General features: G+C 60.2%; 21 protein-coding genes. 19 read left to right on the plus strand and 2 right to left on the minus strand.

The genetic code is table 11. The annotated features are described in order from the left end of the window. The first annotated feature begins 91 nt into the window (after positions 1-91). The 3 genes from TRM7557_RS02495 (at position 92) to TRM7557_RS02505 (ending at position 6,727) form a co-directional block, all read left to right on the plus strand. Complete coding sequence (locus tag TRM7557_RS02495) at positions 92-1,075, plus strand: type I glyceraldehyde-3-phosphate dehydrogenase (protein WP_082626487.1); 984 nt, start codon at positions 92-94, stop codon at positions 1,073-1,075. A gap of 181 nt (positions 1,076-1,256) precedes the next feature. Continuing rightward, positions 1,257-3,059: an autotransporter assembly complex protein TamA gene (locus TRM7557_RS02500; RefSeq protein WP_058288627.1), complete on the plus strand. Its 1,803-nt coding sequence runs from the start codon at positions 1,257-1,259 to the stop codon at positions 3,057-3,059. 95 nt (positions 3,060-3,154) lie between these two features. Continuing rightward, positions 3,155-6,727 (plus strand): translocation/assembly module TamB domain-containing protein, encoded by a 3,573-nt coding sequence (locus tag TRM7557_RS02505; RefSeq protein ID WP_235811378.1) that lies wholly within the window; start codon positions 3,155-3,157, stop codon positions 6,725-6,727. Between the two features lie 19 nt (positions 6,728-6,746). Here TRM7557_RS02505 and TRM7557_RS02510 read toward each other — a convergent pair whose 3' ends face one another. Then, the gene (locus TRM7557_RS02510; protein WP_058288629.1) at positions 6,747-7,763 is read right to left on the minus strand and encodes an AraC family transcriptional regulator; all 1,017 of its coding nucleotides are present in this window, start codon (positions 7,761-7,763) and stop codon (positions 6,747-6,749) included. Between the two features lie 554 nt (positions 7,764-8,317). Between TRM7557_RS02510 and TRM7557_RS02515 the strand changes: the two genes are divergently transcribed. Continuing rightward, complete coding sequence (locus TRM7557_RS02515; protein ID WP_058288630.1) at positions 8,318-9,124, plus strand: 2-dehydro-3-deoxygalactonokinase; 807 nt, start codon at positions 8,318-8,320, stop codon at positions 9,122-9,124. 3 nt (positions 9,125-9,127) lie between these two features. Here the strand turns inward: TRM7557_RS02515 and TRM7557_RS02520 are convergent, their stop codons facing one another. Beyond that, positions 9,128-10,249: a THUMP domain-containing class I SAM-dependent RNA methyltransferase gene (locus TRM7557_RS02520; protein WP_058288631.1), complete on the minus strand. Its 1,122-nt coding sequence runs from the start codon at positions 10,247-10,249 to the stop codon at positions 9,128-9,130. Between the two features lie 246 nt (positions 10,250-10,495). On the opposite strand from TRM7557_RS02520, the gene TRM7557_RS02525 reads away from it, so the two are divergent. The 15 genes from TRM7557_RS02525 (at position 10,496) to TRM7557_RS02595 (ending at position 26,722) form a co-directional block, all read left to right on the plus strand. After that, entirely contained in the window at positions 10,496-12,229 is a 1,734-nt protein-coding gene (locus TRM7557_RS02525) for an ABC transporter substrate-binding protein (protein WP_058288632.1), read from the plus strand. A 136-nt stretch (positions 12,230-12,365) separates the two neighbouring features. Further along, positions 12,366-13,442 (plus strand): ABC transporter ATP-binding protein, encoded by a 1,077-nt coding sequence (locus tag TRM7557_RS02530; protein ID WP_058288633.1) that lies wholly within the window; start codon positions 12,366-12,368, stop codon positions 13,440-13,442. 7 nt (positions 13,443-13,449) lie between these two features. Further along, positions 13,450-14,532: an ABC transporter ATP-binding protein gene (locus TRM7557_RS02535; RefSeq protein ID WP_058288634.1), complete on the plus strand. Its 1,083-nt coding sequence runs from the start codon at positions 13,450-13,452 to the stop codon at positions 14,530-14,532. Continuing rightward, entirely contained in the window at positions 14,529-15,392 is an 864-nt protein-coding gene (locus TRM7557_RS02540; protein ID WP_058288635.1) for a carbohydrate ABC transporter permease, read from the plus strand. The genes TRM7557_RS02535 and TRM7557_RS02540 overlap by 4 nt, the downstream gene beginning before the upstream one ends. Positions 15,393-15,406: 14 nt before the next feature. Then, positions 15,407-16,204, plus strand: a complete 798-nt coding sequence (locus tag TRM7557_RS02545; protein ID WP_058288636.1) for a carbohydrate ABC transporter permease — start codon at positions 15,407-15,409, stop codon at positions 16,202-16,204. A 15-nt stretch (positions 16,205-16,219) separates the two neighbouring features. Then, positions 16,220-16,498 carry a DUF2160 domain-containing protein gene (locus tag TRM7557_RS02550; protein WP_058288637.1) on the plus strand — a complete coding sequence of 93 codons (279 nt, stop codon included), beginning with the start codon at positions 16,220-16,222 and terminating at the stop codon, positions 16,496-16,498. Positions 16,499-16,639: 141 nt separating this feature from the next. Beyond that, positions 16,640-17,035, plus strand: coding sequence for a BlaI/MecI/CopY family transcriptional regulator (locus TRM7557_RS02555; protein ID WP_058288638.1), 396 nt, complete (start codon positions 16,640-16,642; stop codon positions 17,033-17,035). Next, the gene (locus tag TRM7557_RS02560) at positions 17,025-18,164 is read left to right on the plus strand and encodes a M56 family metallopeptidase (protein ID WP_058288639.1); all 1,140 of its coding nucleotides are present in this window, start codon (positions 17,025-17,027) and stop codon (positions 18,162-18,164) included. Before TRM7557_RS02555 ends, TRM7557_RS02560 begins: the two co-directional genes overlap by 11 nt. An 83-nt stretch (positions 18,165-18,247) precedes the next feature. Then, positions 18,248-18,949 (plus strand): GntR family transcriptional regulator, encoded by a 702-nt coding sequence (locus tag TRM7557_RS02565; protein WP_082626490.1) that lies wholly within the window; start codon positions 18,248-18,250, stop codon positions 18,947-18,949. A 475-nt stretch (positions 18,950-19,424) separates the two neighbouring features. Then, a complete protein-coding gene (gene acs, locus TRM7557_RS02570) occupies positions 19,425-21,392 on the plus strand; it encodes an acetate--CoA ligase (protein ID WP_058288640.1) in 1,968 nt (655 codons plus the stop codon). Between the two features lie 18 nt (positions 21,393-21,410). Next, positions 21,411-22,097: an adenylate kinase gene (locus TRM7557_RS02575; RefSeq protein WP_058288922.1), complete on the plus strand. Its 687-nt coding sequence runs from the start codon at positions 21,411-21,413 to the stop codon at positions 22,095-22,097. A 79-nt stretch (positions 22,098-22,176) separates the two neighbouring features. Beyond that, positions 22,177-22,455: a DUF4212 domain-containing protein gene (locus TRM7557_RS02580; protein ID WP_058288641.1), complete on the plus strand. Its 279-nt coding sequence runs from the start codon at positions 22,177-22,179 to the stop codon at positions 22,453-22,455. Positions 22,456-22,467: 12 nt separating this feature from the next. Continuing rightward, complete coding sequence (locus TRM7557_RS02585; RefSeq protein WP_058288642.1) at positions 22,468-24,246, plus strand: sodium:solute symporter family protein; 1,779 nt, start codon at positions 22,468-22,470, stop codon at positions 24,244-24,246. Positions 24,247-24,369: 123 nt separating this feature from the next. Further along, on the plus strand, positions 24,370-26,190 hold the full coding sequence (locus TRM7557_RS02590; RefSeq protein ID WP_058288643.1) for a DUF294 nucleotidyltransferase-like domain-containing protein: 1,821 nt from the start codon (positions 24,370-24,372) through the stop codon (positions 26,188-26,190). 31 nt (positions 26,191-26,221) lie between these two features. Continuing rightward, a complete protein-coding gene (locus tag TRM7557_RS02595; RefSeq protein ID WP_058288644.1) occupies positions 26,222-26,722 on the plus strand; it encodes a hypothetical protein in 501 nt (166 codons plus the stop codon). Positions 26,723-26,735 lie beyond the last annotated feature (13 nt).

Genomic DNA, 26,735 nt, shown 5'->3' on the forward strand with positions numbered 1-26,735 from the left:
GAATCCGGCAAAACCTCCGATTGTACCAAGCCACAAATGGAATTGTGCGCATGGATTGTACCCGGCTTTCGGTGCTGTCATAGCTGGGGCCATGAAGATTGTACTTAACGGATTCGGCCGCATCGGCCGCGCGATTCTGCGCCAGATCCTGACCTCTCCGCGCGGTCAGGGCGTGGAGGTTGTTGGCATAAATGACATCGCCGAAGCGCAGATGTGCGCCTATCTGTTTCAATATGACAGCACCTTTGGCCCCTACCCCGGTACGGTCAGCGTCGACGGCGGCGCTTTGGTTGTCGAGGGTCGGCGGTTCCCGCTCCACCAGACCCGCGACCTGACCACACTAGATCTGAGCGGCGTTGACGTTGTGCTGGAATGTACCGGAATTGCCCGGACCTCGGATGTGGCCAGCCGCGGCCTGAAAGCGGGTGCAAAGCGCGTTCTGATCTCTGGCCCGTCGCCTGCAGCAGAGAAGACCATCGTCTTTGGCGCAAATGACAGCGAACTCGGCGGCGAGGCGATCTTGTCCAATGCCTCCTGCACCACAAATGCGGTGGCACCACTGGTCAAGATGCTGGACGAACTGGCAGGGATTGAGACCGGTCATATGACCACAATCCACTGCTATACGAATTCTCAGCCGATGGTCGACGCCCCACGCGGCGATTTTGCCCGATCGCGCGGCGGCGCGCAGTCGATGGTGCCCACCACAACCTCTGCCATGCATTTGATAGACGTGGTGTTGCCGCATCTGGCAGGCCGGATTTCCGGTGCGGCCGTCCGCGTGCCAACCGCCAGCGTGTCTGCGGTAGACCTGGTTGTGCAATTGTCCAAGACACACAGCGAAGATGCGCTATTGGCCAAGGTGCAAGAGGCTGTTGCAGCCTCGCCCGTGCTGGGCTGGACCGAAGCGCCTTTGGTGTCGTCAGATCTGCGCGCCCGCCCCGAATCCCTGGTCATTGCCGCCCCGGAAACGCGCATGGTGGGCGACCGTCAGTTGCGGATCTTTGGCTGGTACGACAATGAATGGGGCTTCTCGGCGCGAATGCTGGATGTTGCACGGCGAATGGTCCGCTGACCCGGCAGCTGGCAGGGGCCATTCCGGCCTGAATTTCCCCGCCGACGGCAGTTACGCCGTGTTTGCTCTGGCGACGGTTGCGTGTAGCCTGCAAGCAAGGACAGCCCGCATCCCCCGGGCCAAGCGAAGGCAGAGCTCTCTTATGGTGCAACAGGCAGGAAGATCGCGCAGGCTCACCCATATGCTGCGCAGGCATGTTGCAGGTCTGGGAATAGGGCTGAGCGCGACGCTGTTCTGGGCGCAAACTGCACCCGCCGCCGAGTTGAGCTTTGCAACCCCCGGTGCGGCCGAGGATCTGTCAGACCGGTTGCGCACGGCCTCTGCCCTTGCAGCAAATGCGCGCAGCACCGAGGTACAGACCCAGCTGGCAGCCGCCTTGGCGGATTACCGAACCCTGATCCAAGTGCTTTACGACGCTGGGTATTTTGCGCCCGAGATTTCGATCAAACTGGATGGTCGCGAGGCTGCGACCATTGACCTTCTGGCCCAGCCAAAGGCGATCAATCAAATCACGATACGGGTGGCCCCGGGGCGCAAGTTCACCTTTGGCACAGCACGCATGGCCCCTTTGCCCCCTGAAACGCCTGAACAGCCGCTCGCGCTGCCCGAGGATTTTGCCCCCGGCCGCCCCGCAACCACAGGCATCCTGCAAGCGGCTGTCACAGCCGGAGTGAAGGCCTGGGACGAAGCAGGCCACCCAAAAGCCGCACTGGGGCGTCAGGACATCTCGGCCAATGCGCGCACAGCCAAACTCGATGCACGTCTGACGCTCGCGCCGGGCCCCCGCCTGCGCCTTGGTCAGCTGCGCCTAGAGGCCGAAGGATCCCGTGTGCGTCCGGAGGCCGTGCAGCGGATTGCGGGCTTTGAGACAGGTGCGACCTATCACCCCGATCTGATCAGCCAGGCCGCCAGTCGTCTGCGCCGCACGGGGACGTTTTCTGCGGTCAGTTTCAGACAGGCTGAAACGCCAAACGCAGATGGTAGCCTCGATTTTGTAGCCACGCTCAAAGACCAGCCCAGACGGCGGATCACTGCAGGTGTCGAACTCAGCTCGACCGAGGCGGCGTCTCTGTCGCTGGGCTGGATGCATCGCAACCTCTTTGGGGGCGCTGAACGGCTGAAGCTCGACCTGTCTTTGGACGGTATTGGCGACAGCGATCTGAACACCACTTTTGCCGCCCGCCTTGACCAACCTGCGGCGCTTGGGCCCGATGAAAACCTGTTCTATCTGGCAGAGCTGCAGGACCTGAACGAGGAACACTACAGCGCCACACAAGCCTATGGCGCGATTGGTTTGCGCCGAACTATCAGCAAACGCAGCTTTGTCGAGGCCGCGGTTGGCCTGAGCCAGATCCAAGCGGATGATGCCTTTGGGTCGGGTCGCGATTTCACCTATATCGCGGGTCGCCTGCGCGGTGAACGGGATCTGCGGGATGTGAAGAACAACCCGACCTCGGGCTATTATCTGAACGGCACCCTGATCCCGTTCATCGGCCTGAAGGGCGGGGCCAATGGCCTGCAATTGAATTTGGATGGGCGCGCCTACCGCAGCCTGGGCCGCGACAATCGTCTGGTTCTGGCCGGGCGTTTGCAGGGCGGGTCGGTCATCGGGCCAGAGCTTGAGCAGGTCGCCCCCACTCTGCTGTTCTTTTCCGGCGGCGCAGGCACCGTGCGCGGCCAGCAGTTCCAATCACTTGGCATTCCGGTTGGCACAAATACCGCAGGCGGGCGCAGCTTTCTCGCCGCCTCAGCAGAGCTGCGCGGGCGCTTGAACGACCGGCTTTGGCTGGTTGGATTTTATGACGCCGGGCTGGTGGGGCGCAACGAACTGCCCAGCTCAAACAGCGAAAGCCACGCAGGCTATGGCCTTGGGGTGCGCTATGATGTGACTGGCATTGGCCCGCTGCGGCTGGACCTTGCGGTGCCCGCAGGCGACGGGCTGAGCGATTTGCAATTCTACATCGGCATAGGACAGGCGTTTTGACAGGTCACATGCGATACAGCCTCCGTTGGGTCCGGATCACTGCGGTATGTGCCCTTGTATTGTGCACTCTTTTTGCAGCGATCAACGCGCGCCCGGTGCTTGCGCAAGACGGTGACGGATCGTTTCTGGAACGGTTTTTGGAAGACAGCCTGTCATCGGACAATCAGCAAGTCCGCGTCACAGGCCTGCGCGGTGCACTGTCGTCTCGGGCGACCATCGAAGAACTGGCCTTTCTGGACCAGGATGGCACATGGTTGACCCTCAAGGATGCCGTGCTGGATTGGAACCGCACCGCCCTTCTGCGCGGGCGTTTTGTCGTCAATGCCCTGAGTGCTGCGCGTATTGACGTTTTGCGCAGCCCCGGGCAACCGGCGGGCGTTCAAGAACTGCCTTCGCCGGAAACCAAGCCGTTCTCGCTGCCCGAACTGCCGGTGTCTGTTGAAATCGCCAAGCTTGAAGTTGGCGTCTTGACCCTGGCCAAAGACCTGATCGGCACCGCAGCCACGCTGACGGCCTCGGGCAATCTGTCTTTGGTCAGCGGCACGGCTGATGTGGCCTTGCTGGTAGAACGTCTGGATCGCGATGTCGCCGGGCCAGACCCAGACCGTCTGGATCTAAAGGCCGGTTTTTCAAACGAAACTGAGGTCCTCACATTGGATCTTCTGTTCGCAGAAGCCCCCGGTGGGCTGGTTTCTGCGGCGCTGTCACTGCCCGGCAAGCCTGATCTGGATCTCGCCCTGACAGGGAGCGGGCCGCTGTCAAAGTTCCGTGCGGACCTCACGCTCGACAGTGAGGGCCAAAGACGTCTTGAAGGCGCTGTTGTTCTGGCCGAACCTCAAGACAGCCCCGGTGTACGTCAGTTCGACGCGGATCTGACCGGCGATATTGATGCCTTCCTGCCGCAGGCGTACCACGCGTTTTTCGGCCCCGGCCTGCGGGCACAGCTGCGCGGGCAACAGGGACCGGATGCGCTTGTGATTGACGAGCTGAGCCTTGCCAGCCGTGCGTTGCAGCTGAATGGTGCGCTCACACTCGCTGACGGGGTGCTCGACACGGTTGATCTGGTGGCTGCGATTTCACCGCCGGATGGTGCCGCACGGGTGGTCCTTCCGGTCCCCGGCGGCGATACAAGCCTCGCGGCGATGACCCTTCGGCTGACCAAACCGCAAGGCGCTGACTGGCAGGTCACTGCGGCCCTCCAAGAGCTGCAAAGCGGCGACATCTTCCTCCGCTCTGCACAGATCCAAGGTGACGGCATCCTGCCGGACGGTCCAGAACGGGCGCTGGCCGGCCGCGTAAGAGCAACCCTCAGAGGACTGGACCCCGGCGACCCAGCGCTTGCGAAGGCGCTTGGAACCACCCTGTCGCTCAGCACCGATATTGCGGCAGGTGGCACAGATGCGGAAACCCTCAGCTTCAGCGATCTTGAATTGGATGCAGGCGGCGCAACGGCCCAAGGGGCCCTGTCTCTGTCTGGATTGTCAGAAGGGCTGAAACTGGCCGCGAACCTGTCTGTTCTGGCACCAGACCTCAGCCGCTTTGACGCGCTTGTTGGCCAACCCGTCAAAGGGGCGCTCACCGGGGACCTCACCGGCACATATACCGCGCTGGAGAGCGGGTTCGACCTCTCGCTTTCCGCGAACGGTCAGGATCTGGGGCTTGGCAATGCCCAACTCGACCCGCTGACTGCGGGTGCCTCAACACTGGTGCTGTCAGCAGCGCGTGACAGTTCAGGATTGCGCATTGACGACTTTGCCCTGCAAACCGCCGAAATCACCGCCAAGGCGTCGGGCAATTTGGACAGCAAGGCCGGACAGCTGGGCGTGTCGGCGCAGCTGGCGCAGATCAACAGGCTGGTACCGCAGCTGGAGGGGCCCGCGACGGTGACAGCCAATCTGCGCCGCAAAGGAGATGCTGTGCTTGGGACTGCTGATATTGTGGCGGCCACAGACATAACGCTCGCGCTTTCTGGGCAAGTTGCGCGGGACGGCACAGCGGATTTCGATTTTGACGCACGTCTCCCGCGAGCAGAGCGGTTCGCCGCCCAGCTGCGCGGCGCTCCGGTGGTTGCCAAAGGCAACATCAACCGCAAGGACGGCCAAATCGCTGGTGCGGGCATGGTCACCGGCCCGGCCGGTCTGGATCTGTCCCTGAATGGCGAATTTGAGGAAGCAACCGGCGCTGCGGATCTGAGCTATCGTCTGCTGATAGCCCGGCTCGAAACCCTGCTACCCGGCCTAGACGGTGCGCTGCGCTCTGAGGGGGAGGCCAAACGCGCGGATGCCATCTGGCAAGTCGACGGCAATGCACGCGGCCCCTTGGGCATCGACATGCGGTTTGGCGGGCAATGGGACGAAGGCGAAGGCCTGGCCGATCTTGCCAGCCAAGGCAGCCTTCGGCTTGAGGGCGCCAACAGCTTCCTGAAACCCCGACTGATCGAAGGCCCGCTGACCTTTGACCTGACCCTAAAAGGCACACCAGAGCTGTCAAACCTCTCGGGGCGCCTTGCAACCCGCGACAGCCGACTTGTGCTGCCTGATCTTGCGCAACAGATCGAAGGCATCACAGGCCAGATCGACCTCGCCGCAGGTCGGGCCGCACTGTCCTTGTCGGCGCGCCCGCGGGAGGGCGGTACGCTGCGTATTGCGGGCCCTGTCACCCTCTCGGAGCCCTACAGCGGCGCGCTGGACATCCAGCTGAGCGACATCGTGCTGACCGACAAACTGTCCTACGAGACCATCTTGGACGGGCAAATGCGCCTAGGCGGCCCCCTCGCCGCCGGGGCGCGTCTGGACGGGGTTATCAATGTGGGTGAAACCAACCTGAACCTGAACACTGCGGGTGGCAGTATCTCTGCGGCCCCGATCCCTCCTATCCGCCTGACCGGCGCCACAGCAGCCCAGCGCGCCACGCGCATCCGGGCCGGACTGGCCGACCCCTCTGTTGCGCAGGACACCTCTGATACAGGTGGGCCTGCAATCGCGCTCAACCTGACAATCAATGCGCCGCGGAAGATCTTTGCCCGTGGGCGTGGCCTCAACGCGGAACTTGGCGGCAGCATTGCCGTGCGCGGTACCACCGCCAATCTTGCCCCGGCCGGGCAGATTTCCCTGATCCGTGGAACCTTTGACATTCTGGGCCGTCGCCTCAATCTGGACGAAGGTCAGGTCACCCTGCTGGGGGATCTCACCCCTTATCTGGAGTTCCGCTCGTCGGCGCAGACCGAACAAGGCACCGCAACGCTAGAACTGAGCGGTCGCGCGGATGCGCCGCGCATTCAGGTTACCTCGGATCCTGCGCGCCCCAGCGAGGAAGCGCTGGCGCTGCTGCTGTTTGGGGACAATATTCAGGATCTGTCACCGCTGGCGCTGGCACGGCTGGCCAGTTCGGTCCTGACATTGTCCGGACGCGGCGGCGGCGCCAACAAAGAGCTGCGCGACGCAACCGGTGTCGATTCAGTGGACATTGGCGCAGACAATTTGGGGACCGGGCAGCTTGGGCTGGGCGGATATCTGGCGGACAATGTCTATACGGATTTCAATATCAACACCGAAGGGGACAGCGAACTGACCATTAACCTCGACCTGAGCCGCACCCTGACCGCCACTGGCACGGTCACCGGGGAAGGTGAAACAGGTCTGGGTCTGTTCTTTAAGCGGGACTACTGAGCCGCCCCACCCTGAGAGGTCAGTTCGGGTTCAAGCGATATTGCCCCGGGCTTTTCCCGGTCCAGCGCTTGAAAGCATCATTGAAGCTGCTGAGGCTGGAATATCCAAGGTAATAGGACACATCCGCAAGCGTCATGCCGGGTTCTTTGAGGTAGCGGAACGCCAAGGCGCGGCGCAGCCCTTCAAGGATAATGAAAAAGCTGGTGTCCTCGTGCGAGAGGCGGCGCGACAGGGTCCGGGCGCTCATGCCAAGTTCGCGGGCAACCTGTGGCAGTGTCGCTTTGCCTTCGGGAAGACGCTGCAGGATGACCCGCTCGACCGTGACCACCAATTGTTCAGTTTGCCCAACATCCTTGTCGAGCAGATTGGTTGCATGGGTCCGCAAAATAGCATGCAGCTGCGGGTCCGCTGTCCGCATGGGCGCCGCCAGATCATCGGTGGAAAATTCCAGCAGGTTGCGGCCACGTCCAAACTCTGGGCGTACGCCATAAGCCTCAGTGAGTTCTGGCAGCCCTTCGGTTCGGCTGTGCGAAAACACCACCCGTTTGACCTGAACGCGAGGGCCAACAAACCGACGTACCCCCTGTAAAATCAGATGCGCGGTAAATTCGGCGCAATGCCCCAACTTCAGACCCTGCCCGCCTTCGTAATGCCACTCAAGACGACCGTCATGAACAAGGTTGTCAGCTTTTATACGCAAGGCCTTGCTGAACAAATCGCTGAATTCCGCAAGGCAGGACAGCGCCGCGCCCATGGTTGGGGCGGTCTGAAACAGATATCCAACGACGCCAAGCCCAAGGAAGTCCTGGGTGGCTGCAAACTCCACACCCAGAAGGTGATTGCCGGTGATGTCGACCGCCTGCTCCAAAAAGCTGGCATGCTCGTGCAGCGGCATCATCAGGTTGTCTGAGTCCAAGAAACGGCGTTCCGGCGGAATATGGGCCAGCACGACATCCGGCGCGTAACCGTCATCGATCAGCTTTCTTGCCAATTGCTGCGCGAAAAAGCCCCCGTGCACCTGTAACCCATGCGTCATTAACTGCCTCCCCTCGGCACATTTGCCCGCAATATGACGTGACACCGGTCCCGCAGCCGAAAGCGCATCCCGCGCAGCGAGTCTCCCCCCCTGAGAGGCCGACTGTGGCGCCGACCAATCCCCGGCAGCAGCGTCCGAACGCACATTCGCGGTAAGCTCTTCCGTTCTGTCGAAGTCTGCCATTTTGCCTCTCTTTAAACTGGGATCACGATTTCAAACATTCAAAACAACAATGCAAGCAAAGCTTTCGCGCTTTGTACCAAATCTGGGTGTCGCAGGATCTTTTGATCGGCGGCACATCCAGAAAACAAGCCTTTTGGCCAGTTTTTCGCGTCCTATCAGGCGTATGACACGCCCGTCGAACTTGCATGTATACAATTTAAATAAAGTGACATATGCAAAATATCCAAAGCGAATTGGACTAAAGACGTACGCGAAAGTATAGGTCACCCTATCAAAGGTCGTGACCATTGTGTTCCGCGCCAACCTGCGGCAAGAAACCGGCAAGATTTGCCCCAATTGCCCCTTTGGCCCCAACCAAGAGAACCACGCTCATGGCTTCGACCGCCTCTGCTCCCCGCACCTGGATTGCCCTGGACGCTGACCACAGCCCGTGGCGGGCCTGGGTCATGGGCGGCGGGGAACCGACATCACATCTGGTCTCTGACATGTCCGAAGCGGCACGCCTTGCTCCCGGCGCAGAGGTGCTGGTCTCCGGGCTGCCCGGCACACCCGGCGCAACAGTTCCGGAAAAACCGGCCCGGCTGAAGCCGCTGCGCGGAAGCCAACAGGGGCTGTTGGCCACGCCGACCCTTACCCAGAAGGCACCGGCTGGCGTTCTGGCAGCTGCCACGTTGCGTATTGATGCCTTCCTGAGCCTCAACCCCGATTGGGACGGGGTGCTCTGTCTGCCCGGTGCTTCAACCCATTGGGTGCAAATCAGCGCAGAAGAGGTGGTCAGTTTCCAGTCTTTCGCCACAGTGCAGCTGGTTCAGGGGTTTCTGGGGGCCACATCTGCGGCAGCACCTGATCCCGCGTCCCTGCGCGCGCAATCCGAAGACGTTATGAGCCGCCCGGAACGTCTGGCTGCACGCCTTTCCGAAGCGCAGACCGGGCTGCAACTGGGGCACCTGACCGCAGAGATCGCAGCGGGACAGATCTGGGGCGCCTGCCTCGGCGCAGAGCTTGCCGCCGCCCGTCCCTATTGGCTGGGCCAGAACCTTGCGGTTATTGCGCCAGCCGCGCTGGAGGCCCCTTATTGCGCTGCAATCGAACACCAGGGGCTACCGGTTACACGCGCTGACGAAGCGCGCCTGACGCGATTGGGGTTTGAACGCGCCTGGGCGCGCAAAGACGACTAAGGGTCAGGGCAGCGGGTCGGTCTGGAACAATTTGACCCGCAGTCCGCCGTGATCGATCGGCGCGCTTTCCGGCAGGAACGACAGCTTGGTTGACCGCGCCAACTGGCCGTCGGTCGTGACAATGCCAACACGCCAGCCCGAGAACCGTTCGCTCAGCACCGTGCCCAAGGTGGCATAAAGCGCAAAGAGTTGTTTCTTATTGCCAATGCGCGCCCCGTAAGGCGGGTTGATGATCACCAGACCGGGATCACCTTCAGGGCGTTGCAGGTCACTGATCGACGCATGGCGGAAGTGGCAATTGTCAGACAAGCCTGCGCGTTCCGCGTTGGCCGTGGCGTTTTCAATCGCGCCCGCATTGCGGTCAGACCCATGAAACGACAAGGAAGTCCTCTGCGGCGCTGGCAATGTGGCGCGCACCATTGCATAGGCGTCCCCATCAAATGTTGCGAGCTGCTCGAACGCAAAGCTTCGCGCTCGTCCGGGTGTCATCCCCGCCGCAATCTCGGCCGCCTCCAGGACAAAAGTCCCCGACCCGCACATCGGATCCAGCACAGGTTCCTGCCCATCATAGCCGCAAGCGCCAAGGAACAGCGCGGCAAGAGTTTCCCGCATGGGGGCCTTGCCGACGGCTGCTTTGTGGCCGCGTTTGTGCAGCGCCTCGCCCGAGGTATCCAGACTGAAGACACAGAGGTTGTCGTCGATCCGCAGCTTTACCGTCACCGGTGCCTCATCCGAGATTTCCGCACTAAGGGTTTCCGCAATCGCCCGCTCTACCCGCTCTTTTGCAGCGCCTGCGTGGTAAATTTTGGACTTCTTATTGGTGACGGCCTCGACCCGAACAGGCACATCCGGGCGCAGATATTTTGCCCAGTCAAACTTGCGACATCGTTTGTCGAGCTGGGCCAAGTGAAAGGCGCGAAACTCGCCGATGCGGACCAGAACCCGTGTCGCACCGCGCATCACCAGGTTGGCGCGCCAGACATCCTCCCAGCCGCCTTTCAGGGTGACGCCCCCCGTGGTGTAGCGTGCCGAAGGGAAACCCTTGGCCCGGGCTTCTTTCCACAGGCTCTGTTCCAGGCCCGGCGGTGCGATAAGGAAAATCTCGAAAGTTTGCGCGTGTTTCATGGCCGCCCTCATAGCTGCATTCTGCAGGAGCGGCGATCCCCTAAATGAAAGCTGCACGGTGAATCACGCCCGCAAACGACCAAACGAAAGCGGCGAAAATCAATATTTAAACGTTGGTTTTCATGTATTTGAATGATTACTAATTTTTTAGTTTGACTTTTATCACCTCAAAATGAAACGATCGCCTCATGACCACCACCCCTTGAGGAGGGGGACTGTGGTTGCAACTTTCAAGGGAGGAGAAAGATGCGCAAGTATCTTTTGTCCGCAACTGCGGCAATCGCCGTGGTCGCGGGACAGGCAGCCTATGCCGACGAGGCCGCTGCCAAGAAGTGGATTGACGAAGAGTTCCAGCCTTCGGTCCTGACCAAGGACGAACAGTTGGCGGAAATGCAGTGGTTCATCAACGCTGCAGAGCCTTACAAGGGCATGGAAATCAACGTTCTTTCCGAGGGCATTCCAACACATTCCTACGAATCCGAGGTCCTGACCAAGGCGTTCGAGGACATCACCGGGATCAAGGTGAACCACCAGATCCTTGGCGAAGGCGAGGTTGTGCAGGCGGTTCAGACCCAGATGCAGACCAAGCGGAATCTGTATGATGCCTATGTCAACGACAGCGACCTGATCGGCACGCACTCGCGTCTGCAGCTGGCCTATAACCTGACCGATATGATGGCGGGTGATTTTTCGGCTGTGACCAACCCGGGTCTGGATCTGGATGACTTCATGGGCACCCAGTTCACCACCGGTCCCGATGGCGACCTGTACCAGATGCCGGATCAGCAGTTCGCCAACCTTTACTGGTTCCGCAAGGACTGGTTCGATCGCGCAGACCTGCAGGCCGCTTTCAAAGAGAAATACGGCTATGATCTTGGTGTGCCAGTAAACTGGTCTGCCTATGAGGACATCGCCGAGTTCTTCAGCGAAGACGTGAAGGAAATCGACGGCACCGCGATCTATGGCCACATGGATTATGGCAAGCGCGCACCGGATCTTGGCTGGCGGATGACCGATGCCTGGCTTTCCATGGCGGGCGCGGGCTCCAAAGGTGAACCCAATGGTGTGCCGATAGACGAATGGGGCATCCGCATGGAAGCGGGCAGCTGTAACCCGGCGGGCGCAAGCGTCACCCGCGGTGGCGCTGCAAACGGCCCCGCAGCGGTCTATGCGATCCGCAAATGGGACGAATGGCTGCGCAAATACGCACCTCCCGGTGCGGCGTCTTATGACTTCTACCAGTCCCTGCCCGCACTGGCGCAAGGCAACGTGGCCCAGCAGATCTTCTGGTACACCGCCTTTACCGCCGACATGGTGAAGCCGAAATCTGAGGGCAACAACACCGTCGACGACAGCGGCACCCCGCTGTGGCGCATGGCGCCATCCCCGCACGGCCCCTACTGGGAAAAAGGCCAGAAGGTTGGCTATCAGGACGTGGGTTCCTGGACCTTCCTGAAGTCCACCCCGCTGGACCGTGCACAAGCGGCATGGCTTTATGCTCAGTTTGTCGTGTCGAAAACCGTCGACGTGAAGAAGTCCCATGTGGGTCTGACCTTCATTCGCGACAGCTCTGTGAACCACGAAAGCTTCACCGAGCGTGCACCGAAACTGGGTGGTCTGGTGGAATTCTACCGCTCGCCTGACCGGGTGGCATGGTCCCCGACCGGCGTGAACGTTCCGGATTATCCGAAACTGGCGCAGATCTGGTGGCAGCAGATCGGTGACGTGAACTCCGGTGCCTTTACCCCGCAAGAGGCAATGGATCGCCTGGCCGAGGAAATGGACATCACCATGGCCCGGATGCAGCGTGCAGATGAGCAAGCGGAAATCTACGGTGGTTGCGGCCCGCGTCTGAACGAAGAGAAGGACGCAGAGTGGTGGTACGCCAATGGCGGCGCCAAGCCGAAGCTCGACAATGAGAAACCGCAAGGTGAAACCGTGAACTATGACGAACTGGTCGCCCGCTGGGCCCAGAACTAACAGTCACGACCTAAGGGCGGCCCTCATGCTGGGCCGCCCCTCTTCACCCTGACCGAACCCCATTAGACGGGGGCTCTACCGGCCTACCGCAGGGCCCTCACCCGGCCCCAAGGCCTAGCCAAAAAGCGCAAAAATCATGGCACTAGAACTTCAATCCGTGACCAAACGTGTCGGCGGGGTGCTCCATATTAAGGAGACGTCCCTGACCCTGCAGCCCGGTCATTTCAATGTTCTGCTGGGGGCGACAGGCGCCGGCAAGACATCCCTGATCAAGATGATGGCGGGCCTGGACCCGATTGCGTCTGGGTCGGTATTGATGGACGGGCAGGACGTGACCCGCCTCAACACCCAGAAACGCAATATCTCGCTGGTCCATCAGTTCTTTATCAACTACCCGCATATGACGGTTTTCGACAATATTGCCTCCCCGCTCAAGGTTGCAGGCATGGCGAAATCCGAAATTGCAGGCCGCGTGGAAGAGGCGGCAAATATCCTGCAACTCACGCCGATGCTGCACCGTCGCCCACACGAGCTGTCTGGCGGCCAGCAGCAGCGCTGCGCGCTTGCGCGCGCCATTGCCAAGGAAAGCCGCGCAGTGTTCCTGGACGAACCGCTGGCGAACCTCGACTACAAGCTGCGCGAAGAACTGCGTGCGCAGCTGCCCGAGCTGTTTGCTGGGCGCGGCGCGGTCGTTGTCTATGCCACATCCGAACCAGAAGAGGCGCTTTTGCTGGGCGGGGCCTGTGCGCTGATGGATGATGGGCGTGTGACCCAGTTCGGTCCCACGGCTGACGTTTATCGCAACCCGGAACAGCTGGATGCAGCGCGCGTCTTTTCGGACCCGCCGATCAACACCGCAACGATCATCAAACAGGGCGGCAAGGCAACGCTGGGCTCTGGCATCGAATGGGCCTTGTCAGGTGATGCGGCAAATCTGTCTGATGGCACCTATACACTGGCAATTCGCCCCCACCATGTGACGCCGGTGGCCCATGCCGCTGGTCTGGTGCAGCTCAATGGCCGGGTTCAGGTCACCGAACTGTCGGGCAGCGAAAGCTCCGCCCATTTCGACATGGACCTCGGCGGCGATCACGCCGCTTGGGTTTCCCTGAGTGCAGGCGTGCACCCCTACGAGGTGGGCGAGCTGCATGACTTCTACATGGATCCGTCGCAGGGCTATTTCTTTGCCCCCGATGGCACCCGCGTGGCGTGAGGACACAATGGCTAAAATAACCCTCTCCAAGCTGCGACACAGCTATCTTCCCAACCCCAAAAGTTCCTCGGACTATGCGCTGAAGGAAATTGACCTCGACTGGCAAGACGGCGGCGCCTATGCGCTGCTGGGCCCGTCGGGTTGCGGCAAGTCGACTCTGCTGAATATTATTTCCGGCCTTCTAACACCATCCGAAGGGCAGATCCTGTTTGACGGCAAAGACGTCACCAAACTGCCCCCGGACCAACGCAATATTGCGCAGGTGTTCCAGTTCCCGGTGATCTACGACACCATGACAGTCTACGACAATCTGGCCTTCCCGCTGCGCAATCGCGGCCGGGACGAAGCCACAGTTGAACGTCGCGTGATGGCCATTGCCGAGATGCTCGAGGTCACCGATATGCTGAACGTGCGGGCCGCGAACCTCAGCCCCGACAACAAACAGAAGATTTCGATGGGGCGCGGATTGGTGCGCGAAGACGTCAATGTTGTGATGTTTGACGAGCCGCTCACCGTGATTGATCCCCATCTGAAATGGAAACTGCGGTCAAAACTGAAAGAGCTGCACCAGCGCGTGCGGGCCACCATGATCTATGTGACCCACGACCAGACCGAGGCGCTGACCTTTGCGGATCAGGTTGTGGTGATGGAACTGGGTCAGGTGGTGCAGATCGGCACGCCCGTAGAGTTGTTCGAGCGCCCAGCGCATACCTTCGTTGGCCATTTCATCGGCTCGCCGGGGATGAACATCCTGCCCTGCACCCTGCAGGCTGGTGTGGTCCAATTCGGCACTCACACGGTCACGCTGGAAGGACCAATCCAAGGCGCCGCCGACGGCAAAACTGAAATTGGCATTCGCCCCGAATTTGTCGCGCTCGCCGACACAGGCCTGCCTGCCACCGTGACCAAAGTGTCCGATGTCGGCCGCCATGTGATCGTCGAATGCCAGAGCCAAGGGCACAAAATCAATGCTGTGGTCGAAGGCACCGCCCCCGAGGTCGGCGCTGATGTCCACCTAGATCTCAAGCGCGAACAGACCCGCCTTTATGTGGATGGCTGGCTGGCAACCGAACCGGGAGAGCGCACATGAAAACCGAAAACCAAAAGGCCTGGTTCTTTGTCCTGCCGGTGCTGCTGCTCGTTGCCTTTAACGCGCTGATTCCGATGATGACGGTCGTCAACTACTCCGTTCAGGAAACCTTTGGCGACAATATCTTCTTCTGGCAGGGGCTCGACTGGTTCCAGCAGATCCTGCGATCCGACCGCTTCCATGCAGCACTTGGTCGCCAGTTTATGTTCACCTTCCTGATCCTGATTATTGAGATCCCGCTCGGCATTGCCATTGCGCTGTCGATGCCGCGCAAAGGGTTTTGGGTGCCGGTCTGTCTTGTGCTGATGGCGCTGCCGATGCTGATCCCGTGGAATGTGGTTGGCGCCATGTGGAACATCTTTACCCTGCCCGATATTGGCCTTCTGGGGTACTTCCTGAACCACGTCCTTGGCATCAACTATGACATGACACAGGATCCTGTGGCGGCCTGGGTGACGATTGTCACCATGGACGTCTGGCACTGGACCTCGCTTGTTGTGCTGCTGTCCTATGCAGGCCTCGTGTCGATCCCCGACGCCTATTATCAAGCGGCCAAGATTGACGGCGCCAGCAATTGGAGCGTCTTCCGCTTCATCCAACTGCCGAAGATGAAAAACGTCCTGACCATCGCGATTCTGCTGCGCTTCATGGACAGCTTCAACATCTACACAGAACCCTTTGTTCTGACCGGCGGTGGGCCCGGCAACTCCACCACGCTCTTGTCGATTGACTTGGTGAAGATCGCCCTTGGGCAGTTCGATCTGGGCCCGGCCGCCGCAATGAGCCTCATCTATTTCGCAATCACCCTCCTGGTCAGCTGGCTGTTCTACACGCTGATGACCAAGGACGACCTGAACTAAAGGAGATGAGATCCATGCAAAAACGATCCATCGTCCCCATTGTCTATATCCTGTTCCTGATGCTGCCGATCTACTGGCTGGTCGCGATGAGCTTTAAGACAACAAACGAAATCCTGTCAGGCTTCAGCCTGTTTCCCCAGACGTTCACGCTGGAGAACTATGTCACGATCTTCACCGATCCAAGCTGGTATTGGGGCTACATCAACTCGATCCTCTATGTGTCGATCAACACGGTGATCTCTATCGCCGTGGCGCTGCCCGCCGCTTATGCCTTCTCGCGCTATCGGTTCCTCGGTGACAAGCAGCTGTTCTTCTGGCTGCTGACCAACCGCATGGCCCCGGCGGCGGTCTTTGCCCTGCCCTTCTTCCAGCTTTATTCCGCTGTGGGGCTGTTTGATACCCATCTGGCGGTCGCCATGGCCCACTGCCTGTTCAACATCCCGCTGGCGGTCTGGATTTTGGAAGGCTTCATGGGGGGGGTCCCCAAAGAGCTGGACGAAACGGCCTATGTGGACGGCTATTCCTTCCCGCGTTTCTTTGTGTCGATCTTTATCCCGGCCATCAAAGCGGGCGTGGGTGTGGCGGCTTTCTTCTGCTTCATGTTCTCTTGGGTGGAACTGCTGCTGGCCAAGACCCTGACCGCAGTCGAGGCAAAACCCATCGCCGCCACCATGACCAAAACCGCCTCCAGTGCGGGGTATGAACTGGGTCTGCTGGCTGCCGCTGGCACGCTCACCATTATCCCCGGCGCCATCGTCATCTATTTTGTCCGCAACTACATCGCGAAGGGTTTCGCGATGGGTCGCGTCTAAGGGAGGACCCAAGATATGCTTAGCTGGATGGCCTGGACCTGGCCCACTGCCCTTCTCTTTATCGGCATTTTCACCGCGATCTTTGTTTTGATCGCGCTGGAGATCCGCAGGCCCGGTGGCGCGTCCCGAAAGGGCGTGCTGGGCCTGACCACCACCCGTGGCGACCGTCTGTTCATCAGCCTGTTGGGGAGTGCCTATATCTTCCTTGCGTGGCTCGGGCTGACCGACGCGCTGCTGTGGACTCCGCTGGCGCTGGCACTTCTTTGGAGCACTTTCTGTTTCTGGAAGGTTTGACGCCAAATATTGACCCGCGATAAGAAAAGGCTTTGGCGGATATTTAAAATTCGCCTAAGCTTTAATCATATCAACAGATGATAGAGGACACGTCTCCCCTCGTGACCTCTTCCCATCATACCAAAGGCACTTCAGAGGCACATGCGCAAGAAACACGATCGTACACTTATGACCGAGGTCGAACTCGAGTTCATGACCGTGGTCTGGGAACTGGGCCAAGGCAGTGTGCGGGATATTCTGGCAGAGCTGAACAAAGTGCAGGAGCGCGCCTATACCTCGGTGGCAACGGTGCTGAAGATTATGGAGCAGAAGGGCTTCCTGACCTCCAGCCGCATAGACCGGTCTCTGGTCTATCAGCCCGCCATTCCAAAGGCCGACTACCAGCAGAAGACATTGCGCGATCTGTCGAGCAAGCTCTTCAATGGTACGCCGACCGCATTGGTTGCGCGTCTTGTGGATGATGAGAACATCACAGATGACATGCTCGAGGAAATGCGAGCGTTGTTGAACGAAAGGCTGGGGGACAATGCAAGCTGATGCGCTGCTGAACGCATATATCGACCTCAATCTGCTGGTGCTCGTGGGCGCCTGTTTCTGGTTCTGCGCCCGTGCCATATTGGCACGCAGCACCGCAGCGCACGCCTTTCAGTCCCAGCTGCGCCTTCTCAACAGCATGACCTTCTTTCTGGCCGCAGCCCCCTTTGTGGCGCTGGGGATAAACGCCCTTGGCCTGGGCCGCGCGCCCACCCTGTCGGATGTGCTGGTCGCGCAATACCTGCAGGGCAATGTGAACCTCAGCGCCGCACAATTCGAAGGCATGATTGGGCTGCGCGACGATGTGGTGCGCAGCATGGCAACCCAATCCACCACCTGGAGCCATCTCGTCCTCGCGCTAATCCTGATCGGCGCACTCAGCAGCCTGGCGCATTTTGGACGGGCGGTCTGGCAATTGCGCGCAGCGCTGCAGGACGCTTTCCTATGGAAACGCATTGGCCGCCTGCATCTGATGGTCAGCGAAACCGCACCTGTGGCCTATTCCACGCGCGGCCTTTGGTACCGCTATGTGGTCGTGCCTGAACGTCTGCTGTCCTCGCCCGAGGATCTGCGCCTGACCCTCGCCCACGAACTCCAGCATTTCCGCCAGAAAGATGTGGAAACCGCGATCCTGCTCGAGATGCTGCGGCCTGTGCTGTTCTGGAACCCAGCGTTCTACCTGTGGCGCCGCGACATGCGCAGCATCCGTGAATTTGCTTGCGATCAGGCCCTGCGAGACCGCGGGCGGTTTGATGCGCGGGCCTATTGCGAATGCCTGATCCGGGCCACCTCTGCCGCGCGTGGCGCAACCGGTCACCTGAGCGAACGCGGCCCTGTCGCGGCTCTGCTTGATCCGCGCGAAATCCGCCGGATGCCAGTTCTGGCCCGGCGCATCGTTGCCGTCACCGAAGGCGACACAGGCGCAGGACGCGGACCGGTCTGGGAAATGGTCTGCGGCTTGTTCATTCTGGTGGTTCTGTCCACGGCCCTGCTGATCCAACGCCCTGCCGATTGGAGTCATGACCGCATTATGCTGTCCACAATTGTGAACCTTGAACGCATGGCCGCACGCGGCAGTTCGTCGGCGGTTGCATCGCCTTGGCAAGGTGGCTTCGTAAATCCTTCCCAATAATTGCGCAAATGATCTTGGTACAATAATTTCCTTGCAGGTCCGTCGCAGTATTCTATGACGGGCGTCCAAGGAGTGACCATGCCATGAAGACCCAGAGCCAGGACAAAGCCCCTTCTCCAGGGAATTCCCAGCCGCGTCAGACTGCGGCGCGTGGTGATTCTGCGGCCACCGTGGTCTTCGACGCTTTGCGCAAAGCGATCGTCGAAGGTGAGCTTGCGGATGGTGTGCCCCTGCGTCAGGACGATCTGGCACGGCAGTTCAACACCAGCCGCATTCCCGTCCGCGAGGCGATCTCGCGACTGGAGGAACAGGGTCTGGCCAAATCTCAGCGGTTCAAGGGCGCGGTTGTTGCGGGCCTGTCAGCGGCCGAGCTGGGCGAAATCTACGAATTCCGCGCTCTGGTCGAACCCGAAGTCATGCGCCGGGCTGTCAAAAACTTGACACCAGCGCTTCTGGACGAGGCCGAAAGCTTCTTCGACAAGATGGAAGACGCCTCGGATATGCGCGACTGGGCCGAACTGAACCGGTCTTTCCACGCCACACTTTATGCGCCATCCGGCCTGACCTACCACCTCGACGCGCTGCAGCGGGCGATGGACAAGGTGCACCGTTATCTGACCATCGATTTTCTGGGCGAAGAGGCGCTGTCGCAGTCCAATGCCGATCACCGGATGATCTGTCAGGCCTGTCGCGAAGGCGACGCTGACCGTGCTGCCGAGCTGACGCGCAGCCATATCAAAGCGGCCAGCGCCTCGCTTCAGTCTCGAATCGGGCGCCGCCGCTAACGGAGCAACCCGCCCCTTTGCGGCCCTTTTTTGTGGGTGCTCGGGTGCAAATCTGCATCCGAAACCGCAAATCTTGCGCAATTCTTGCAAAGCTACCGCCGCGAATCGGGTACGAATCATGCGCGACCTTTTAGGTCTTTATGGCCAGCCCTCTGGCGGGGCTTTGTTCTGTTAGCGCCCAAGCTGATTGCAGCCCGAGCAGCAACTGCCCGCAAAATCCCACCTCAAACGGCATGCAATTGCATACAGACCCTCAACCGAGCGGCTTCCTGTTGCATTGAACTTGTTGAAAAATTTTCACTACACGAGATAGATTTACAAAATTCACACCCATGCCGAAAATAAATTTACAAAACGATCCCGATTTTTTGGAGAAAAAACAACTTATTGCAGTTTTCGTGTCATACTGATTTACAAGATCCAGCGGCTGTGTGGGATTGAGAGGACGCAGCGGCAAGTCAGGGAGGAAAAGATAATGACGATTCAACCGACCGGCGGTGCTGACAGCGCGCCCCTTTACGCCCCGTCTTCTGAAATCGCGGAAAACGCACATGCGGATGCGGCGCGCTATGAAGAACTGTACCAGAAATCCGTTTCCGACCCGGAAGGCTTCTGGGCCGAAGAAGGCAAACGCCTCGATTGGATCAAACCTTTCACCAAGGTTAAGAACACCTCGTTTGACTACGACAATGTTTCGATCAAATGGTTCGAAGACGGCACGCTGAACGTTGCTGCCAACTGTATCGACCGGCATCTGGCGACCCGCGGTGATCAGACCGCGATCATCTTTGAGCCCGACAATCCGGACGAAGCCGCACAGCATATCACCTACAAACAGCTGCACAAAGAAGTGCAGGTCTTTGCCAACGTCCTGAAAGACATGGGCGTCGACAAAGGCGACCGCGTGGTCATCTATCTGCCGATGATCCCGGCTGCGGCCTATGCCATGCTGGCCTGTGCCCGTATTGGCGCGATCCACTCCATCGTCTTTGCGGGCTTCTCCCCAGATGCATTGGCGGACCGTGTAAACGGCTGTGACGCCAAAGTGGTGATCTGCTCCGACTACGCCCCGCGCGGTGGCCGCAACACCCCGCTCAAATCCAACTGCGACAAGGCCCTGCTGCGCTGCTCTGACAAGGTCAAGCTGTTGGTTGTGGAGCGCACCGGCGCGCAGATCGACTGGGTCGAAGGCCGCGACTATAAATACGAAGACATGGCCGCAGGTGTGGCCCCGGATTGCGCCCCGACCGAGGTAAACGCCGAAGATCCGCTGTTCATCCTCTACACCTCTGGCTCTACCGGTAAGCCCAAGGGCGTTGTGCACTGCTCTGGCGGCTACCTCGCCTATGCCGCCATGACCCACCAGTATGTCTTCGACTATCAAGACGGTGACATCTACTGGTGTACTGCGGACGTCGGCTGGGTCACCGGTCACAGCTACATCGTCTATGGCCCGCTCGCCAATGGTGCAACCACCGTGATGTTCGAAGGGGTGCCGACCTACCCCGACGCCGGCCGCTTCTGGGCCGTTTGCGAAAAGCACAAGGTCACGCAATTCTACACCGCCCCCACCGCGATCCGCGCGCTGATGGGCAAAGGCCCGGAATGGGTCGAGAAATATGACCTCTCCAGCCTCCGCATCCTGGGTTCGGTCGGGGAACCGATCAACCCCGAGGCCTGGAATTGGTACAACGAGAACGTCGGCAAGGGTTCCTGCCCCATTGTCGATACTTGGTGGCAGACTGAAACCGGCGGCATTTTGATCGCTCCCCTCCCTGGCGCAACGCCGACCAAGCCGGGGTCAGCCACCAAGCCCTTCTTCGGCGTCCAGCCGGTTATTCTGGACGACAAAGGCAATGAACTGAGCGGCGCCACCGAAGGCGTGCTGGCGATTAAAGACAGCTGGCCGGGCCAGATGCGTACCGTCTGGGGCGACCACGACCGCTTTGTGTCCACCTACTTTGAGATGTTCAAAGGCTACTACTTCTCTGGCGACGGCTGCCGCCGCGACGCAGATGGCTACTACTGGATCACCGGTCGCGTCGACGATGTGATCAACGTCTCCGGTCACCGTATGGGCACCGCCGAGGTCGAAAGCGCGCTGGTGGCACACGAGACCGTCTCTGAGGCCGCTGTTGTCGGCTACCCGCATGACATCAAGGGTCAGGGCATCTACTGCTATGTCACGCTGATGGACGGGGTCGAGGCCACCGACGAACTGCGTGCCCAGCTGCAGGCTTGGGTGCGTCAGGAGATCGGCCCGATTGCCAAACCCGACGTGATCCAATGGGCCCCCGGCCTGCCGAAAACCCGTTCGGGCAAAATCATGCGCCGCATCCTGCGCAAGATCGCCGAGAACGAGACCGACAGCCTTGGGGATACGTCGACGCTGGCAGATCCCAGCGTGGTCGACGACCTGATCGCCAACCGCGCCAACGCTTAAAGAGGAGCCAGAGCCATGATGGATGGATCCGGATTTGAGCAAAAACGCGTGAACCTTGTCCTGCTTGGGCCGCCGGGCGCAGGCAAGGGCACCCAAGCGCGCAAACTTCAGGACCGCTTTGGCCTTGTGCAGCTGTCCACCGGCGATCTGCTGCGCGCCGCGGTGGCCGAAGGCACCGAGGCAGGTCTGGCCGCAAAGGCGGTAATGGAAGCGGGCGGGCTGGTCTCGGATGAGATCGTCGTCAACATCCTGCGCGACCGTCTGGGTCAGGCCGATTGCGAGAGCGGGGTTATCTTTGATGGCTTCCCGCGCACCGCACCTCAGGCCGAAGCGCTGGATGCGCTGCTGGCGGAAAACAACAGCGCCATTACTGCGGCCATCAGCCTTGAGGTGGATGACGCGGCAATGGTGGAGCGGATTTCAGGCCGCTACACCTGCGCAGGCTGTGGTGAAGGCTATCACGACAGCTTCAAGCAGCCGCAAACCGCAGGCACCTGCGACAACTGCGGTGGCCACGACTTCAAACGTCGGGCCGACGACAATGCGGAAACCGTGTCCAAGCGCCTCGAGGCCTATCACGCGGAAACCGCGCCGCTGATCGATCACTACGGGAAGGAGGGCGTCCTGAAACATGTGGACGCCATGCAGGCGATCGACAGCGTAGAAGCACAGCTTGCCTCCCTCGTTGCGCTGGAAATAGCGTAACGCAGGGAAGCATAAAATAACCGCAGCAAGTGGGGTCTTGCTGCGGACATAAACGTCAAAAAGGGGAGGAGGAAATCCCATGTCTGACACATCTCAGGTCACCTCTACATCAGAGAGTGACAAGACCTATTGGAAGGCCAATCTTCGGATTATCGGCTGGAGCCTGGTAATCTGGGCGCTGGTCTCTTTTGGCTTTGGCATTCTTCTGCGCCCGCTTCTCGCGGGTATTTCGGTTGGTGGCACCGACCTTGGCTTTTGGTTTGCACAGCAAGGATCGATCCTGGTCTTTCTCGTGCTGATCTTCAACTACGCCTTTGTCATGAACCGCCTGGACCGCCAGCACGGCGTCGAAGAATAAGGGGACCGGATTATGGACCAGTTTACCATCAACCTGCTGTTTGTGGGCGCGTCCTTTGCGCTCTACATCGGCATCGCGATCTGGGCCCGCGCGGGTTCCACATCTGAATTCTATGCCGCTGGTCAGGGTGTTCACCCTGTCACCAACGGTATGGCAACCGCGGCGGACTGGATGTCTGCGGCCTCTTTCATCTCGATGGCGGGTCTCATTGCCTTTACTGGCTATGACAACTCCTCTTTCCTGATGGGTTGGACCGGTGGCTACGTTCTGCTGGCCCTGCTGCTTGCGCCTTACCTGCGTAAGTTCGGCAAGTTCACCGTGTCTGAATTTATCGGTGACCGCTTTTACTCCCCCACCGCACGCATGGTGGCGGTTATCTGTCTGATCGTGGCTTCCACCACCTACGTGATCGGTCAGATGACCGGTGTGGGCGTGGCGTTTGGCCGCTTCCTCGAAGTTTCCAACACCACCGGCCTGCTGATCGGCGCATGTGTCGTGTTCGCTTACGCCGTTTTCGGCGGCATGAAGGGCGTGACCTACACGCAGGTGGCGCAGTACTGCGTTCTGATCACCGCCTACACCATCCCGGCGGTCTTCATCTCCCTGCAGCTGACTGGCAACCCGATCCCGGGTCTGGGTCTGTTTGGTGATCACGCCGCTTCCGGTGAGCCGCTGCTGGCGAAACTGGACCAGGTTGTTCGTGATCTTGGCTTTGCAGAATACACCGCGCACCACACCGACACACTGAACATGGTTCTGTTCACCCTGTCGCTGATGATCGGTACCGCAGGTCTGCCGCACGTCATCATGCGCTTCTTCACCGTTCCCAAAGTGTCTGACGCACGTTGGTCTGCGGGCTGGACGCTGGTGTTCATTGCGCTGCTGTACATCACTGCGCCTGCGGTGGGTGCTATGGCCCGCCTGAACATCACCGAAATGATGTGGCCGAACGGCGAAGCGGTTTCCGTGGAAACCATTGAAAACGACGCCGACTACAACTGGATGAAGACCTGGGAGAAAACCGGCCTTCTCGCATGGGAAGACAAAAACGGCGACGGCCTGATCCAGTACTACAACGACAAGAACCCGGAAATGGCAGCCACCGCAGAAGCAAACGGCTGGACCGGCAACGAACTGACCAAATTCAACCGTGACATTCTGGTTCTGGCCAACCCCGAGATTGCCAACCTGCCGGGTTGGGTCATCGGTCTGGTGGCGGCTGGCGGTCTGGCGGCTGCGCTGTCCACGGCTGCGGGTCTTCTGCTGGCGATCTCTTCGGCGGTCTCCCATGACCTGATCAAAGGTCAGCTGAACCCGAACATCTCGGAAAAAGGCGAACTGCTGTCGGCGCGTATTGCTATGGCTGTGGCCATCGCGGTTGCGACCTACCTTGGCCTCAACCCTCCGGGCTTTGCGGCTCAAACCGTGGCTCTGGCCTTCGGTCTGGCGGCGGCGTCGATCTTCCCGGCGCTGATGATGGGGATCTTCTCCACCCGTGTGAACAACAAAGGTGCTGTTGCAGGCATGCTGGCAGGTCTGCTTGTGACCCTGCTGTACATCTTCCTGCACAAGGGCTGGTTCTTCATCCCGGGCACCAACAGCTTCACCGATGCAGAGCCGCTGCTGGGCACCATCAAATCCACCTCCTTTGGTGCGATTGGTGCAGCGATCAACTTCGCGGTTGCCTTCTTCGTCTCCTCGCGGACCGAAGAGCTGCCGGAAGACGTGCGCGAGCTGGTCGAAAGCGTCCGCGTCCCCCGTGGCGCAGGTGCAGCCCAATCTGGCCACTAATCTTCAAAACACTCGAAAGGGCGCCCCCAATTGGGCGCCCTTTTTCCATCGAAATTCTTGCGGACAGCGCCCTCCCCGTGGTCCAATCAAAGCGACAGACCCTAACCTGAGGCCGTTTCCCGCATGACCTCCACCACATCCATCTCCGAGCGCCTGGCGCAGATCAAACCCTTCGGGCAATTGACCGAGGCCGAGCGCAGCGCTTTGGCCCAGTCCACCCAAGAGGTGCACCTGCCGGTGGGCGCGCTGGTCTTTGCCGCCGGCGACACGCCGCCCGGGCTCTATCTGGTGGAAAAAGGCGAGGTCGATATCTTTTCGGCAGCGGGGGACGTGGTCTCGCACCGGATCCCCGGCGACAGCCTGAGCGAACGGGCCGTTCTGCGCGGCGGCGAGGCCAACCTGACCGCCCGTGTTGTCGAACCTGCGGATCTGTTGATGATCCCTGCCGAAACCTTCCGGGAACTGGTCGAAAATGTCCCAGCCCTTGGCCGTTGGTACTATCGCCCGGTGCTGAAAACCAATGCCGCCAGCGAAACATCCGGTCTTATGGCCCTGCGCGTGCAGGACATGATGACCCCGAACCTCGTGACCTGCGTCCCCGAAGCCTCTACGCGCGATGCGGCGTGGATCATGCGCGACCGGCGCATCAATTCGCTGCTGGTCATGGATGGCCGCAAGCTCGAGGGGATTGTGACAGTCCACGATCTGGTGAACAAAGTGCTGGCCGAAGGCAAAGGCGGCGATGTTCCTGTCCGCGAGATTATGTCGTCAAACCCTGTGACGATTGCGCCTGACGCCTCGGGTCTTGATGCGCTGATGATGATGGCTGAACGCCGCATTCACCACCTGCCGGTGAAGGGCAAAAACGGGCGGATTGCCGGGATCATTGGCCACAGCGATCTGTTCCGCCAACAGGCCGCCACTGCCAGCCATATGGCCTCTGAAATCGTATCCGCCCGCAACAGTGCGGAAATGGCACAGGTGATGACCCGCCTGCCGGAACTGCTGGCCAACCTCACCACCACAGGCACAAGGCCAGAGGCGATCTGCCGCCGGATCACCGACCTGACCGACGCCGTCACCCGCCGCCTTCTGGCCCTGGCCGAAGCAGATCTGGGTCCGGCGCCTGTGCCCTATGTCTGGGCCGCCTGCGGCAGCCAGGGGCGGCGCGAACAGACCGGCGTGTCCGATCAAGACAACTGCCTGATCATCTCGGACAATATGACGGCCGCCCATGAACCCTATTTCAAAGAGCTCGCCACCCGCGTCTGCGACGGGCTGAACGAGGTGGGCTTTGTCTATTGCCCCGGTGACATGATGGCCACCAACCCGCAGTGGCGTCAGCCGCTGAAGGTCTGGCAGAGCTATTTCCATGACTGGATCGAAGAACCCGACACAATGGCGCAGATGCTTGCCTCGGTGATGTTCGACCTGCGACCGATTGCGGGCGACACCGCGCTGTTCGAAGGGCTGCAATCCGCAACCATGGACAAGGCGCAGCGCAATTCGATCTTTATCCGCCAGATGGTCGGCAATTCACTGAAACATGCGCCGCCTCTGGGGTTTTTCCGCAACCTGACCCTGATCCGCTCGGGTGAACATAAAAACACGCTGGATATGAAACACGCAGGCGTCGTGCCTGTGGTCGATCTGGGCCGGGTATATGCTCTGAAGGGCGGAACTTATGTGGCCAACACCCGCGACCGCCTGGTGGCAGCGGGCAAGGCGGGTGTGATTTCGGAAAGCGGCGCCAAGGACCTTTTGGACGCCTATGATATGATCGTGGAAACCCGCCTGCGCCATCAGGCGGCCCAGATTAACAGCGGCGAGAGCCCGGACAACTACCTCGACCCGATGGAGCTGTCCGAACTTGAACGCAACCACCTGCGCGATGCGTTTCTGGTGGTGAAAACCATGCAATCGGCCCTGAGCGGCCAGACCTGACACTTTACCTGACCCTTTCGAGGAGACGACCTTGTTTCTGGAACTAATCGCCACATTTGCCGCCGGGATCGGTGGCGCCGGGCTGATGATGCTGCTGAACCTGATGACCGGCGGGCGCCTGCCCCGCTGGGCCATGCCGGTTGCAGCTGGTGCTGCGATGATCGCCGTCGCCATTGCCAGTGAATACAGCTGGGGCAACCGCACCAAAGACGGCCTGCCCGAAGGCGTAGTGGTGGTCGAAGAAATCACCCGCAGCCAGTGGTATCGCCCCTGGACCTATGTGGCACCGCAAGTGGTGCGCCTTGTGGCACTCGACACAGCCTCGGCCAAGGAAAACCCAGAGGTGCCTGGCGTGCAATTGATGGATCTTTATCTGTTTGCCCGCTGGCAGCCGCCGGCAAAGGTGCCACAATTGCTGCGTTGTGCAGACACCAGCCGGGCCGATGCGACGGGCACCGCACTGAGCGACCCCAGCCAAGCACGCTGGCAGGCGGCCTCGCCTGCGCTGATCGCGGCGGCCTGCCAAGGGTAAGGCCGCACGAGAC

It is taken from the genome of Tritonibacter multivorans (assembly GCF_001458415.1).
Lineage (GTDB): Bacteria > Pseudomonadota > Alphaproteobacteria > Rhodobacterales > Rhodobacteraceae > Epibacterium > Epibacterium multivorans.

Coding starts and splice junctions, on each gene's coding strand:
- TRM7557_RS02495 (WP_082626487.1), top strand. CDS start 92: ATGAAGATTGTACTTAACGGATTCGGCCGCATCGGCCGCGCGATTCTG.
- TRM7557_RS02500 (WP_058288627.1), top strand. CDS start 1,257: ATGCTGCGCAGGCATGTTGCAGGTCTGGGAATAGGGCTGAGCGCGACG.
- TRM7557_RS02510 (WP_058288629.1), bottom strand. CDS start 7,763: ATGACGCATGGGTTACAGGTGCACGGGGGCTTTTTCGCGCAGCAATTG.
- TRM7557_RS02515 (WP_058288630.1), top strand. CDS start 8,318: ATGGCTTCGACCGCCTCTGCTCCCCGCACCTGGATTGCCCTGGACGCT.
- TRM7557_RS02520 (WP_058288631.1), bottom strand. CDS start 10,249: ATGAAACACGCGCAAACTTTCGAGATTTTCCTTATCGCACCGCCGGGC.
- TRM7557_RS02525 (WP_058288632.1), top strand. CDS start 10,496: ATGCGCAAGTATCTTTTGTCCGCAACTGCGGCAATCGCCGTGGTCGCG.
- TRM7557_RS02530 (WP_058288633.1), top strand. CDS start 12,366: ATGGCACTAGAACTTCAATCCGTGACCAAACGTGTCGGCGGGGTGCTC.
- TRM7557_RS02535 (WP_058288634.1), top strand. CDS start 13,450: ATGGCTAAAATAACCCTCTCCAAGCTGCGACACAGCTATCTTCCCAAC.
- TRM7557_RS02540 (WP_058288635.1), top strand. CDS start 14,529: ATGAAAACCGAAAACCAAAAGGCCTGGTTCTTTGTCCTGCCGGTGCTG.
- TRM7557_RS02545 (WP_058288636.1), top strand. CDS start 15,407: ATGCAAAAACGATCCATCGTCCCCATTGTCTATATCCTGTTCCTGATG.
- TRM7557_RS02550 (WP_058288637.1), top strand. CDS start 16,220: ATGCTTAGCTGGATGGCCTGGACCTGGCCCACTGCCCTTCTCTTTATC.
- TRM7557_RS02555 (WP_058288638.1), top strand. CDS start 16,640: ATGCGCAAGAAACACGATCGTACACTTATGACCGAGGTCGAACTCGAG.
- TRM7557_RS02560 (WP_058288639.1), top strand. CDS start 17,025: ATGCAAGCTGATGCGCTGCTGAACGCATATATCGACCTCAATCTGCTG.
- TRM7557_RS02565 (WP_082626490.1), top strand. CDS start 18,248: ATGAAGACCCAGAGCCAGGACAAAGCCCCTTCTCCAGGGAATTCCCAG.
- acs (WP_058288640.1), top strand. CDS start 19,425: ATGACGATTCAACCGACCGGCGGTGCTGACAGCGCGCCCCTTTACGCC.
- TRM7557_RS02575 (WP_058288922.1), top strand. CDS start 21,411: ATGGATGGATCCGGATTTGAGCAAAAACGCGTGAACCTTGTCCTGCTT.
- TRM7557_RS02580 (WP_058288641.1), top strand. CDS start 22,177: ATGTCTGACACATCTCAGGTCACCTCTACATCAGAGAGTGACAAGACC.
- TRM7557_RS02585 (WP_058288642.1), top strand. CDS start 22,468: ATGGACCAGTTTACCATCAACCTGCTGTTTGTGGGCGCGTCCTTTGCG.
- TRM7557_RS02590 (WP_058288643.1), top strand. CDS start 24,370: ATGACCTCCACCACATCCATCTCCGAGCGCCTGGCGCAGATCAAACCC.